This is a genomic window from Haemophilus seminalis (genome assembly GCF_006384255.1).
GTDB classification, from domain to species: domain Bacteria; phylum Pseudomonadota; class Gammaproteobacteria; order Enterobacterales; family Pasteurellaceae; genus Haemophilus; species Haemophilus seminalis.
The window spans coordinates 88,964-101,288 of record NZ_VCED01000003.1 but is presented as its reverse complement, the minus strand read 5'-3'; the positions used below and the strand labels follow the sequence as shown (position 1 = coordinate 101,288).

Below are 12,325 nucleotides of genomic sequence, written 5' to 3'. Positions count from 1 at the left end.
GCAGATTTTTTATGGGTAAACACTACACAATCGAATTTAAATTACAGGCTCTCCAACCTATTTTGAATGGGAAAATGAGTATTAGAGAAGCCGCGCGCTTTTACAATATTCCCTCCAACGCCTTAGTTGGGACATGGTTGAAACGGTTTGAAAAAAATGGCATAAATGGATTGATTCCCCGTAAACCATCAGGACGACCGCCGATGAAACCTAAATATGCCAGAATGCCACCGCCACCCAAAACTGAAGAAGACCGTTTACGTTTGAGAATTTTACAGCTTGAAGCGGAGGTAGCCTACCTAAAGGAGTTGAGAAGGCTCAGACTTCAGGACGAAGCCGAGCAACGGAAATTATCCAAAGGTTGAGAACGCATTATCCCTTAACATGGCTATTGAGTTTTGCACGATTAGCGCGTAGTACGTTCTTTTCCCAACTTCAAGTTAAGCCAGATAAAGACAAGGCCCTTATAAAGACATTAATCCTGATTACGGCTATCTACGCATTCATGCCTGTTTGTCAGGCGTGAATCATAAAAAAGTCCAACGTTTAATGCAGGCAATTGGGCTTCAAGTGCGGTCAAGAAAAAGCAAGAAATTTACCATCTATCGAGGCACGATAGGCCATATTGCTCCAAATCATCTTGAACACGGTTTTAGTGCAACAGCCCCGAAACAAAAATGGGTAACCGATATTACCGAGTTTAAGGCGAAAGATGGAGGTAAAGTCTATTTATCTCCAATTTTAGACTTATTTAACAATGAGATAGTCTCCTATAACCTCAGCTATTCCCCAAACTGGGAGCAAGTAGAGGGCATGTTAATGCAAGCCGTCAAAAGGTTAAATAAAGCTTGTGGCATCATTCAAAGTATGTCGAGAAAAGGGAATTGCTTGGACAATGCCGAGATGGAAAGTTTCTTTGGGCGATTAAAAACGGAATGTTTTTATGGTCGGGAATTTAACAGTAGAGAAGAGATAGTTGATGCTGTCAGAGATTACTATAATCATTGACGGACTCAAGTAAAATTAAAAGGACTGAGTCCGATACAATATCGAAAACAATCCTTTAAATAACAGTCTAACTTTTTGGGGTCAGATCATATTTTGCCGTACTTTTTTATTAGTAGTAAATAAACTCTATCCATAATAAGAATATAAACGCAACATCACACTTTTATATTAGTTCTGCAGCAATCTTTCTCGCTAAACGATCAACTTCCAATACATCCTCAATATATTGAATAGTTTGCGGTGTAATCTTCTCAATAGTACGCTCATTAATTTTTGCAATATCCATAAAGCTAATTTGACAATCTAAAAATGCTTGTACGGCAATTTCATTAGCTGCATTCATTGCTGTTGTCGCATATTGACCCGCAGCAAAGGCATCAATAGCTAGTTTTAAATTTGGATAACGATTAAAATCAGGTTCAATAAACGTCAGTTCTTTGACTTTAAAGAAATCAAGTGGTTCTACCCCAGCAAAAGTGCGGTGAGGATATGCCATAGTTTCTGCAATTGGCGTACGCATATCTGGATTTCCCATTTGAGCAATGACTGAGCCATCAACATAACGTACCATAGAATGAATAATTGATTGTGGATGGATAATGACTTCCATTTCTTCCGCACTTGCGTTGAAAAGCCAGCGAGCTTCAATGTATTCTAAGCCCTTATTCATCATTGTAGCTGAATCGACAGAGATTTTTTTACCCATAAACCAATTAGGGTGTGCAACCGCTTGTTCTGGTGTGATGTTGGTGAATTGTTCAAGTGGCGTGTAACGGAATGGCCCGCCAGAACCAGTGAGTATAATTTTACTTACACCTAATTCAGAAAGTGGGCAAAAACCAATTTTTTCTTGTGCTTCTGGCGGTAATGATTGAAAAATCGCATTATGTTCACTATCTACTGGTAAAAGCTTCGCACCGTAGTTTTTTACGGCATCAATAAAAAGCTGTCCGCAGGTTACCAATGATTCTTTATTTGCCAGTAATACCCGTTTACCTGCTTTAACCGCTGAAAGAGTCGGTAACAATCCTGCAGCTCCAACAATCGATGCCATTATCTGATCAGCATCTGGATGTGCAGCAAGTTCACAAATAGCTTGTTGTCCTTCCAACACTTCTATTGGAATATGATGTGCAATTAATTTCTCACGTAAAATTTTAGCGGCATTCACATCATCAAGAGCCGCAAAGTGTGGTCGGAATTTTATGCATTGTTCAAACATTGCTTCTACATTTTTTCCGCCTACGAGTGCAAATGCATGATATTTCTGAGGGTTATTTTCGATAACGGAAAGGGTGCTCTTACCTATTGATCCCGTTGAACCAAGAATGACAATGTTTTGTTTTTGCATAGAATCTTTACCGCACTTTTGTTGATTATATTTTTATTGGTACGTCTAAATTCGCATACCTAATAAAATAAAGGCAGACAAAACTGTCTGCCTTTCGCATTTTTTATGATTAGAAATCCATTAATTCTTTTTCTTTATCCGCTAATACTTCATCTACTTTTTTAATGTAAATGTCTGTGATTTTTTGGATTTCTTCTTCTGCTTTATGTTGTTCGTTTTCACTAATTTCTTTGTCTTTTAATAATGCTTTGATTTTATCATTCGCATCACGACGCACATTACGAACCGCAACTTTACCTTGTTCACCTTCGCCTTTTACAATTTTGATTAAATCGCGACGACGTTCTTCTGTTAATGGAGGAAGCGGAACACGGATTGTAGTACCCGCTGAAGATGGGTTTAAACCTAAATCTGAGGTTAAAATTGCTTTTTCTACCGCAGAAATTAAAGAACGATCAAAAACGGTTACAGCTAAAGTACGCGCATCCTCCGCCACTACGTTTGCTAATTGGCGAAGTGGCGTCGCTGCACCATAATATTCAACTTGAATTGCATCAAGTAAACTCGGTTGTGCACGACCAGTACGGATTTTTGAAATATGGCCTTTTAATGCTTCAAGGCTTTTTTCCATACGATCTTGAGCATCTTTTTTAATTTGGTTAAGCATTGCATTGTCCTTTTTAATTGACGAAAGTTAAAACACAGTGATTTTACTGGATTTTTGTCAATTTTTGAATACATTTATCAGCTTGAAAACAGATAAAAAATGACCGCACTTCAGTTACCCAAAGTGCGGTTAATATTTTTAGTATTTTTAATTAAGCTTTAGGACCAGCTGCAATTAAAGCTTTTCCTTCTTCGTTAGTTGCATATTTAACAAAGTTTTTCACAAAACGACCTGCTAAGTCTTCAGCTTTTGATTGCCATTGTGCTTTATCTGCGTAAGTATCGCGAGGATCTAAGATTGCAGAGTTTACACCTGGTAATGCTTTAGGAATGGCTAAGTTGAAGATTGGCAATTCGCCCATTTCAGCTTTTTCAATTGAGCCATCTAAGATTGCATCAATAATTCCGCGAGTATCTTTGATTGAGATACGTTTGCCTGTACCATTCCAACCAGTATTCACTAAGTAAGCTTCAGCACCGGCTGCTTGCATACGTTTTACTAACACTTCTGCATATTGAGTTGGGTGAAGCGTTAAGAATGCTGCTCCGAAACATGCTGAGAAAGTTGGAGTTGGTTCAGTAATACCACGCTCAGTACCTGCTAATTTTGCTGTGAAACCAGATAAGAAGTAGTATTTAGTTTGTTCTGGTGTCAATTTAGATACTGGTGGTAATACGCCAAATGCATCTGCAGTTAAGAAAATAACTTTAGTTGCGTGACCAGCACGAGAAACTGGTTTTACAATGTTATCGATGTGATAAATTGGGTAAGACACGCGAGTATTTTCTGTTTTTGAACCGTCGTCAAAATCAACAGAACCATCTGCACGAACAACTACGTTTTCTAATAATGCGTCGCGACGGATAGCGCGGTAAATATCCGGTTCATTTTCTTCTGAAAGGTGAATGGTTTTTGCATAGCAACCACCTTCAAAGTTAAAGATACCAACATCATCCCAACCGTGTTCATCGTCACCGATTAATTCACGTTTTGGATCGGTTGAAAGGGTTGTTTTACCTGTGCCAGATAAGCCGAAGAAGATTGCTACATCGCCATCTTTACCAACGTTAGCTGAGCAGTGCATTGCACCTACACCTTTAAGTGGTAGGAAGTAGTTCATCATTGAGAACATACCTTTTTTCATTTCACCGCCGTACCAAGTACCACCGATTAATTGAATACGCTCAGTTAAGTTGAAGGCAACGAAGTTTTCTGAATTTAAACCTTGTTCTTTCCAGTTTGGATTGGTTACTTTAGAACCATTCATTACAACGAAATCTGGTTCAAAATTTTTGAGTTGTTCTTCAGTTGGGCGAATAAACATGTTTTTCACAAAGTGTGCTTGCCATGCAACTTCAGTTACAATACGTACTGCAATACGGTCGTGTTCGCTAGCGCCACAGAAACCATCAACTACAAATAAGCGTTTACGAGAGAGTTGGTTAGTTACCAAGTCTTTTAAGCTTTGCCATGTAGCTTGGTTCATTGGTTTGTTGTCATTTTTCGCTGCTTCAGATGTCCACCAAACAGTATCTTTGGTTTTTTCATCTAATACGATATATTTATCTTTTGGTGAACGGCCAGTGAAGATCCCAGTATCTACAGCTACTGCACCAGTCGTAGTTAAAGTACCTTTTTCAAAGCCTTCTAAACCTGGATTGGTTTCTTCTTCGAACAATTGCTCGTAGCTTGGATTGTAGACAACTTCTTTTACGTCATAAATGCCTAGCGCTTCAAGTTCTTTTACTACTTTGTTTAAGTATGTCATAAGTCACCTCTAATATTTAAGATTAAAATTTAACTGTTGCCTATTCTAAAGAATGTCAATGTAAAAAAATGTTAACTAGATCTCATTTTTGAAAAATTATAGCTCTTCATTACCTATTTTTAGGTGTATTGATGACGTAGATCAAAAATCCCGACATAGCGTCGGGATTGTTTTTAAAGTTTTGTTGATTTTAATTTTTCAATCGCTTCTTTATTAAAGAAGTAGTGTGTACCACAGCACTCACACTGCATATCAATACTGCCTTTATGCTCGGCTAATATTTCATCAATTTCTTCATCGGAGATGAGCAGTAATGCAGAACCAGAACGCTCTGCTGAGCAGCCACAGAAAAATTGTACATCTTGTGCTGGATAAAGATTGACGGTTTCTTCGTGATATAAACGATAGAGTAACTCTTCTGCTGGGAGGCCAAATAATTCTTCGTCTTTTACTGTTGCTGCGAGCGTAGTTAAATGCTCAAAATCTTCTGATGTACCAGAACCATCAGGCATAATCTGTAATAGCATACCTGCTGCCACCGGCTTTCCTTCATATTCTCCAGTACGAATAATTAATTGAGTTTGAAGCTGTTCTGAGCGTACAAAATAATCTTCTAAGCATTCTGTGATCGTTGGTTTATCCAGACTAATTACACCTTGATAGCGTTCGCCCTCTTTTGGTGCAATAGTAATGACCAATACGCCTTTACCAATCATATTGTGCAGACTCATATTTTCAGTGATGTTCCCATCCACTCGAGCAAGGGCGCGGATTTGTTGTTGATCATTGCCATTTACTAATGCTAAGCGTAATGGGCCATCGCCTTGAATTTGTACGGTGATATTGCCGTCAAATTTTAGTGTGGCTGTAAGCAAATTAGTCGCCACCATCATTTCACCCAATAAATCCTGTACTGCTTTAGGATAGTGATGGATATTTAATGTATCAGTAAATGTTTTATTTAAGCGAACCCATTCCCCACGAACCGCACGATTTTGGAAAAGATAACGGTAAAGCTTGTCATTGTCTTGAATATGTTTTTCCTGTTCTGTCATTAACTATTTCTCATCGATAATACATTGAAAAATATGCGGTAATTTTGCATACTTCTATGAGTTTAAACCTCAATAACTATATCCTAGTCTCTAAAATTATTAAATTGGAATGGTTGGCCTAATTCAGCACCTTTAACAAGTTGAATGACTGCCTGTAAGTCATCGCGTGACTTACCTGTCACGCGCACTTGTTCACCTTGAATTTGAGTTTGAACTCTGATTTTAGAATCTTTTACCAATTTAGTAATCTTCTTCGCCATCTCTGTTTCAATACCCTGTTTAAGTTTGATTTCTTTACTATAAAGTTTACCGTGGTGTTCGCTTTCTGCAGGAATATCTAAAGAACTGTGCTCAATACCACGTTTAATACAAGATCCAATTAAAATCTCAATTAATTGCTCAAGTTGGAAATCAGATTCTGTGGTAATTTTAATCGTTTCATTTTTTTCATTTAATTCAATTACCGCTTCTACACCACGAAAATCATAACGCGTGCTAAGCACACGGTTGGCATTTTCCACTGCATTACGGACTTCGTGTAAAGTAATTTCAGAAACAATATCAAAAGATGGCATAGTCTTCTCCCATTTTATTAAATTCGATCATTGGCACTTAAAAGGCATAAAAGTGCGGTTAAGTCGGCGAAGTTTATCACAATTTGCGCTTGTTGTTGCACTTTAGGTTTAGCATGGAACGCAATACCTAGCCCCGCCACATTCATCATTGCCAAGTCATTCGCACCGTCGCCGATAGCAATAGAATGTTGTGAATCAATACCGTATTCCTCTAATAAATGTTGCAACGTTTTAGCTTTGTATTGGGCATCAACCACATCGCCTTTAACTAAGCCAGTGAGTTTTCCATCCTCAATATCAAATTGATTGGATGCAGCAAAATCAAGCTGTAATAAGTCTTTCAAATAATCCGCAAAATAAGTAAATCCGCCTGAAGCAATTGCGGTTCTCCAGCAATATTTTTGTAAGGTTTGGATCGTTCCAACTAATCCAGGCATTAGTGGTAAATTCTCTCTAACTTGCTGCAAAATGCTTTCTGGCGCACCTTTTAATGTCCCCACTCGACGACGCAAACTTTGCTCGAAATCTAATTCACCTCTCATTGCCCTTTCCGTAATCGCAGAAACAAGTTCGCCAACACCCGCTAGTTTCGCAATTTCATCAATACACTCAATTTGAATCGCGGTAGAATCCATATCCATCACCAACAACCCTGCTTGAGACAATTTAGGTCTGAAATCTAATTTAGCTATATCTACTTCAACGTCATGAGCAAAGTTAAGGAAGTCAGCAACCCATTGACCTTTCAATAAGACGACAATATTTTGCTCTACCATCCAAACATCTATAATCTGGAAATTTTGACCGCACTTTTGTTGAAATTTTTCCAGTTTAGTCATGTCCAACTTTGTGCCGTATAAGATAAAAGGTTCCCCATTCTGTATAGGTTCCTCATTAGCCAAAAGTGCGGTAGGAAATTGTGGGTATTTTTGTGTAATGCTTTCGAAACATTGAATTTGCATAAAAATCCTGTAAATTGTGGCAACTGGAAAGATTTTAACCGATGTGAGTTGAAAAAGTGCAAATAATTAAAGAAAAACTAATCAAATCAACCATGCTTGCAACGATTATTGTGCTAAGCCTAACTGCACTTGGTATTATCTTATTTGGTGTAAAACAATTTAAGCTAAGTTCACAATTTGCAAGCGTAAACCAAGTGGCGAACATCTCACATATTTTGGTTCGTCAACAAGCCAATTTATTTTCAGTTTTACTCACAAACAATGCCAAAACAGAGCAATTAACGGATAATCTTGATCAAATAGTCAAAGAAGACTTTATTTTAGATGCCAGCTTATACGATGGCGAAGGAAAATTACTGGCTCAAAGTCGCGAAATGCTCAATTCACCCGATACAAACAATCAACAAATTGTAGAGCCACTTTACGCCCAAAGCGGCATTAAAGGATTTTTACGCGTCACTATTGATGCGCAATATACGCAATCTAACCAATCAAAAATTAATCAAATTTTTCACCAATTATATGGTGAACTCATTATTGTCTTTTTACTTGGTGCGGTGATGGCAAGCTCTATTCATTATTTTTTAAGTCACTATCGACGGACTTACCGCAAATCTAAAGAGAAAAAAAGTGCGGTAAATTTGAAAGTAAAATCGAGTAGTACGCGTTTTCACCAGCGTCGCCGTAGAATTTGATTATTGTCACAAACTATTAAATTGAGTGCGGATTTTTGCTAAATTTCCTTCAGAAATAAGGTAGAATGCGCAAGATTATTTTTTCAAAGCGAATTATAACAGGAGAACAAAATGGCAACTCGTAGACAATTAGCCAATGCAATTCGTTTCTTATCAATGGATGCTGTGCAAAAAGCTAAATCTGGTCACCCTGGTGCACCAATGGGAATGGCAGATATTGCAGAAGTATTATGGCGTGACTTTTTAAAACACAATCCGACCAATCCTAAATGGGCTGACCGAGATCGTTTTGTACTTTCTAACGGCCATGGTTCTATGTTGATTTATAGCCTTTTACATTTAACTGGCTATGATCTTTCTATCGACGATTTAAAACAATTCCGTCAATTACATTCTAAAACTCCTGGCCACCCAGAATATGGTTATGCACCAGGTGTTGAAACCACGACAGGTCCATTAGGTCAAGGTATCACTAATGCAGTAGGGATGGCGATTGCAGAGAAAACCTTAGCGGGCCAATTTAACCGTGAAGGTCATGAAATCGTTGATCACCACACTTATGTATTCTTAGGTGATGGCTGTTTAATGGAAGGGATTTCTCACGAGGCTTGCTCTTTAGCAGGCACATTAGGTCTTGGCAAATTAATCGCATTCTACGATGACAACAACATTTCGATTGATGGTCATGTTGATGGTTGGTTCAGCGATGATACCGCAGCACGTTTTGAAGCTTATGGCTGGCAAGTAATCCGTAATGTGGATGGCCACAATGCAGAACAAATTCGTCAGGCTGTTGTACTTGCACAATCAGAAAAAGAAAAACCGACTTTAATTATTTGTAAAACAATCATTGGTTTTGGCTCGCCAAACAAATCTGCATCACATGATTGTCACGGTGCACCATTAGGCGATGAAGAAATTGCATTAACCCGCAAAGCCTTAAACTGGGATTACGCACCATTTGAAATTCCAGCTGAATACTATGCTGAATGGTCTGCAAAAGAAAAAGGCGCGGCAGCAGAAAAATCTTGGGAAGAAAAATTTGCCGCTTATGCGAAAGCATATCCTGAACTTGCCGCAGAGTTTACACGTCGTGTAAACGGTGAATTACCAGCAAACTGGGCGGCTGAATCCAAAGCGTTCATTGAGAAATTACAAGCAAATCCAGCAAGCATTGCAAGCCGTAAAGCATCACAAAATGCAATCGAAGCGTACGCTCATGTGTTACCTGAATTCTTGGGTGGTTCTGCAGACTTAGCAAGCTCTAACTTAACGTTATGGAGTGGTTCTAAACCTATTCGTGCGCATGAAAACGTAGGTGGTAACTACATCAACTACGGTGTTCGTGAATTTGGTATGTCTGCCATTATGAACGGTATTGCCTTGCACGGCGGTTTCATTCCTTACGGCGCAACCTTCTTAATGTTCTACGAATATGCACACAACGCAGTACGTATGGCTTCATTAATGAAACAACGCTCATTATTCGTTTATACTCACGACTCCATCGGTTTAGGTGAAGATGGTCCAACTCACCAACCAGTGGAACAAACTGCATCACTACGCTTAATTCCAAACCTTGAAACATGGCGCCCATGTGACCAAGTGGAATCAGCTATCGCATGGCAACAAGCGGTTGAGCGTCAAGATGGCCCAAGTGCATTGATCTTTACCCGTCAAAACTTAGCACAAATGGACCGCACTTCTGCACAATTAGATGCAGTTAAACGCGGTGCTTATGTGTTAAAAGACTGTGATGGCACACCTGAGTTAATCTTCATTGCAACAGGTTCTGAAGTAGAATTAGCGGTGAAAGCGGCTGAAGCATTAAGTGCAGAAGGTAAAAAAGTACGTGTCGTATCTATGCCAAGCACTAACCGTTTTGATAAACAAGATGCAGCTTACTGTGAAAGCGTATTACCTGCATCTGTAACCAAACGTGTTGCGATTGAAGCGGGTATTTCTGACTTCTGGTATAAATACGTTGGATTCAACGGACGTGTAATAGGTATGAATAGTTTCGGTGAATCTGCACCAGCGGATCAATTATTCAAACTCTTTGGCTTCACTGTTGAAAACGTGGTAGCGAAAGCGAAAGAGATTTTATAATTCCCTCATGATAAAAAGCGGTCAGAAAAAACCTGATCGCTTTTGATTTTCTTAAACTTCACATCAAATAGCAATATTTCCAAAATTATGTCAGAATTCATTGCATTTTGCGGATCGGTATCCATCGTTTATTTTTGACCGCACTTTTAAGGAATCCACATGACTGTACCAACCTTATATCAGTGTCCTAAAGCCGAATTGATTTATCCTGATAGACCTAATAAATCTTATGCAGCAAAACGTTTACGTTATCGTCTTCGTTCACTCTTACATTGGCAAACAATAAAAAAATTTGAAGCCTTCGTTAATCAAACTCCAGTTCTGATTAGCTTGCTAACACAACGTCCCAATTATAGCTATCCCTTAGTTCATCGTTTTTTAGATAAACGTTTCAATACCCAAAAACGTTTATCAACCATTTGTGATAATTTTCTATTTGTACCACAAAAATTATCAAACCTATCTCCTTCTATTTTGGAAACCCCCATTTCTTTTGGTGAAATTATTCCTGATTTTGAATTGCTATTCATGCTAAGCAATCACCAACCCATGGAAGGTTTTTGGACATTAGAGTTACGTTATAAACCCACTGATGCTGAAGTTTATCTACTCACATTTGGGAAGTTAGAGGAGGCATTGCTTATTGCTGTTGTGCAAGGCCCAAATTTTGAAGGCGCTAAAGAAATGGTAAAACAACTCACTAAAACTTGCCACGGATTACGCCCAGCCTATCTAATGGTTGAAATAATGAAATCGCTCACAAAAATATTAGGCTATGACAAACTTTATGGTATTCCTCAAAAATACCAAAATAAGTCTCGCTTTGTTCAAAGTAAACATTTCGTGGTTGATTATGACGCCATATTTTCAGAAGCTGGTGGTGAACGAAAAAATTATTGGATGTTACCTCTTATTAGAGATACAAACCTAGACGATGTTCCAAGTAAAAAACGCTCAATGTATCGTAAACGTTATGCTATGTTAGATGAAATTGAAACCACACTTAAAAATAAACTTCAAATGTAAATCTTCCGTGCAGATCAATGTCTGCACCTATTTTTTCTATTGAAAAATTTTTCCTTTTCGTCATAAATTTATGCTATCGTAGCTGAGATTATTTATTCCATTTCATTTGAATAGGAGAGACTGATGACAACTCAATTAGATTCACTTCGTAATATGACCGTTGTGGTTGCTGATACTGGCGATATTGAGGCCATAAAAAAATACCAACCACAAGATGCGACAACTAACCCATCTTTAATTTTAAGTGCATCTGCCCTACCACAATATTCACCACTTATTGACGAAGCTGTTTCTTACGCGAAAGCACAAAGCAATGACAAATTCCAACAACTCATCGATGCAGAAGATAAATTAGCGGTAAACATTGGTTTAGAAATTTTAAAAATCGTTCCGGGACGTATTTCTACTGAAGTGGATGCGCGCCTTTCTTACAACACACAAGCAACAGTTGAAAAAGCACGCAAATTAATTGCACTTTACAATGCTGCGGGTATTTCAAATGATCGCATTCTGATCAAAATTGCATCAACATGGCAAGGTATCCGAGCTGCAGAAATCCTTGAAAAAGAAGGCATCAACTGTAACTTAACCTTATTATTCTCTGAAGCTCAAGCTCGTGCTTGTGCAGAAGCAGGCGTTTACTTAATTTCTCCATTCGTAGGCCGTATTTTAGACTGGTACAAAGCAAACTCCGACAAAAAAGAATATGCGCCAGCAGAAGACCCAGGCGTTATTTCTGTTACCAAAATCTATAATTACTACAAAGAATATGGCTACAACACTGTTGTGATGGGCGCAAGCTTCCGTAATGTAGGTGAAATTACTGAACTTGCAGGTTGCGATCGTTTAACTATTGCACCGGCATTGCTGAAAGAATTACAAGAAAATTCAACCGCACTTGTACGTAAACTAGAATACAAAGGCGAAGTAAAAGCGAAACCACAACCTCTTACTGAAGCTGAATTCTATTGGCAACATAATAGCGATGCGATGGCAGTAGAAAAATTAGCAGATGGTATTCGGAAATTTGCTGTTGACCAAGAAAAATTGGAGACTATGCTTTCATCAAAACTTTAGTCATATGAAAGTGCTAACATATCTTTATGTCA

11 protein-coding genes and 2 pseudogenes are annotated in these 12,325 nt (G+C 38.4%); 7 read left to right on the top strand and 6 right to left on the bottom strand.

Translation table 11 applies throughout. The features are described 5' to 3' along the window. The first annotated feature begins 11 nt into the window (after positions 1 to 11). The 3 genes and pseudogenes from FE813_RS04840 to FE813_RS04835 all read left to right on the top strand — a co-directional run. Positions 12 to 365 (top strand): helix-turn-helix domain-containing protein, encoded by a 354-nt coding sequence (locus FE813_RS04840; RefSeq protein ID WP_139989674.1) that lies wholly within the window; start codon positions 12 to 14, stop codon positions 363 to 365. A 109-nt stretch (positions 366 to 474) separates the two neighbouring features. Then, positions 475 to 576, top strand: a pseudogene (locus tag FE813_RS10860) (IS3 family transposase); the annotation flags it as partial. Further along, positions 550 to 1,005 (top strand): annotated as a pseudogene (locus tag FE813_RS04835) (transposase); the annotation flags it as partial. The pseudogenes FE813_RS10860 and FE813_RS04835, both read left to right, overlap by 27 nt. Positions 1,006 to 1,171: 166 nt before the next feature. Here FE813_RS04835 and ispC read toward each other — a convergent pair. The 6 genes from ispC to serB form a co-directional block, all read right to left on the bottom strand. Further along, positions 1,172 to 2,359 carry a 1-deoxy-D-xylulose-5-phosphate reductoisomerase gene (gene ispC, locus FE813_RS04830; RefSeq protein ID WP_139989670.1) on the bottom strand — a complete coding sequence of 396 codons (1,188 nt, stop codon included), beginning with the start codon at positions 2,357 to 2,359 and terminating at the stop codon, positions 1,172 to 1,174. 109 nt (positions 2,360 to 2,468) lie between these two features. Continuing rightward, the gene (gene frr, locus FE813_RS04825) at positions 2,469 to 3,026 is read right to left on the bottom strand and encodes a ribosome recycling factor (protein WP_005632773.1); all 558 of its coding nucleotides are present in this window, start codon (positions 3,024 to 3,026) and stop codon (positions 2,469 to 2,471) included. 151 nt (positions 3,027 to 3,177) lie between these two features. After that, positions 3,178 to 4,794: a phosphoenolpyruvate carboxykinase (ATP) gene (gene pckA / locus FE813_RS04820; RefSeq protein ID WP_139989669.1), complete on the bottom strand. Its 1,617-nt coding sequence runs from the start codon at positions 4,792 to 4,794 to the stop codon at positions 3,178 to 3,180. Positions 4,795 to 4,967: 173 nt separating this feature from the next. Continuing rightward, positions 4,968 to 5,849, bottom strand: coding sequence for an Hsp33 family molecular chaperone HslO (gene hslO, locus FE813_RS04815; RefSeq protein WP_139989667.1), 882 nt, complete (start codon positions 5,847 to 5,849; stop codon positions 4,968 to 4,970). An 83-nt stretch (positions 5,850 to 5,932) separates the two neighbouring features. Continuing rightward, on the bottom strand, positions 5,933 to 6,424 hold the full coding sequence (locus FE813_RS04810; RefSeq protein WP_139989665.1) for a YajQ family cyclic di-GMP-binding protein: 492 nt from the start codon (positions 6,422 to 6,424) through the stop codon (positions 5,933 to 5,935). Positions 6,425 to 6,441: 17 nt separating this feature from the next. Then, positions 6,442 to 7,386 carry a phosphoserine phosphatase gene (serB, locus tag FE813_RS04805; protein ID WP_139989663.1) on the bottom strand — a complete coding sequence of 315 codons (945 nt, stop codon included), beginning with the start codon at positions 7,384 to 7,386 and terminating at the stop codon, positions 6,442 to 6,444. Positions 7,387 to 7,442: 56 nt separating this feature from the next. On the opposite strand from serB, the gene FE813_RS04800 reads away from it, so the two are divergent. The 4 genes from FE813_RS04800 (at position 7,443) to tal (ending at position 12,293) form a co-directional block, all read left to right on the top strand. Then, the gene (locus FE813_RS04800; RefSeq protein ID WP_139989662.1) at positions 7,443 to 8,081 is read left to right on the top strand and encodes a YtjB family periplasmic protein; all 639 of its coding nucleotides are present in this window, start codon (positions 7,443 to 7,445) and stop codon (positions 8,079 to 8,081) included. Between the two features lie 111 nt (positions 8,082 to 8,192). Next, a complete protein-coding gene (gene tkt / locus FE813_RS04795; RefSeq protein WP_139989661.1) occupies positions 8,193 to 10,190 on the top strand; it encodes a transketolase in 1,998 nt (665 codons plus the stop codon). A gap of 159 nt (positions 10,191 to 10,349) precedes the next feature. Continuing rightward, positions 10,350 to 11,216 carry a VirK/YbjX family protein gene (locus FE813_RS04790; RefSeq protein ID WP_139989660.1) on the top strand — a complete coding sequence of 289 codons (867 nt, stop codon included), beginning with the start codon at positions 10,350 to 10,352 and terminating at the stop codon, positions 11,214 to 11,216. Positions 11,217 to 11,339: 123 nt separating this feature from the next. Continuing rightward, positions 11,340 to 12,293, top strand: coding sequence for a transaldolase (gene tal / locus FE813_RS04785; RefSeq protein ID WP_139989658.1), 954 nt, complete (start codon positions 11,340 to 11,342; stop codon positions 12,291 to 12,293). Positions 12,294 to 12,325: the final 32 nt, after the last annotated feature.

Bases quoted from the DNA above. Each gene is read 5' to 3' on its own strand.
- serB (WP_139989663.1), bottom strand. From the start codon at position 7,386: ATGCAAATTCAATGTTTCGAAAGCATTACACAAAAATACCCACAATTT.
- FE813_RS04840 (WP_139989674.1), top strand. From the start codon at position 12: ATGGGTAAACACTACACAATCGAATTTAAATTACAGGCTCTCCAACCT.
- tal (WP_139989658.1), top strand. From the start codon at position 11,340: ATGACAACTCAATTAGATTCACTTCGTAATATGACCGTTGTGGTTGCT.
- hslO (WP_139989667.1), bottom strand. From the start codon at position 5,849: ATGACAGAACAGGAAAAACATATTCAAGACAATGACAAGCTTTACCGT.
- FE813_RS04810 (WP_139989665.1), bottom strand. From the start codon at position 6,424: ATGCCATCTTTTGATATTGTTTCTGAAATTACTTTACACGAAGTCCGT.
- tkt (WP_139989661.1), top strand. From the start codon at position 8,193: ATGGCAACTCGTAGACAATTAGCCAATGCAATTCGTTTCTTATCAATG.
- frr (WP_005632773.1), bottom strand. From the start codon at position 3,026: ATGCTTAACCAAATTAAAAAAGATGCTCAAGATCGTATGGAAAAAAGC.
- FE813_RS04790 (WP_139989660.1), top strand. From the start codon at position 10,350: ATGACTGTACCAACCTTATATCAGTGTCCTAAAGCCGAATTGATTTAT.
- ispC (WP_139989670.1), bottom strand. From the start codon at position 2,359: ATGCAAAAACAAAACATTGTCATTCTTGGTTCAACGGGATCAATAGGT.
- pckA (WP_139989669.1), bottom strand. From the start codon at position 4,794: ATGACATACTTAAACAAAGTAGTAAAAGAACTTGAAGCGCTAGGCATT.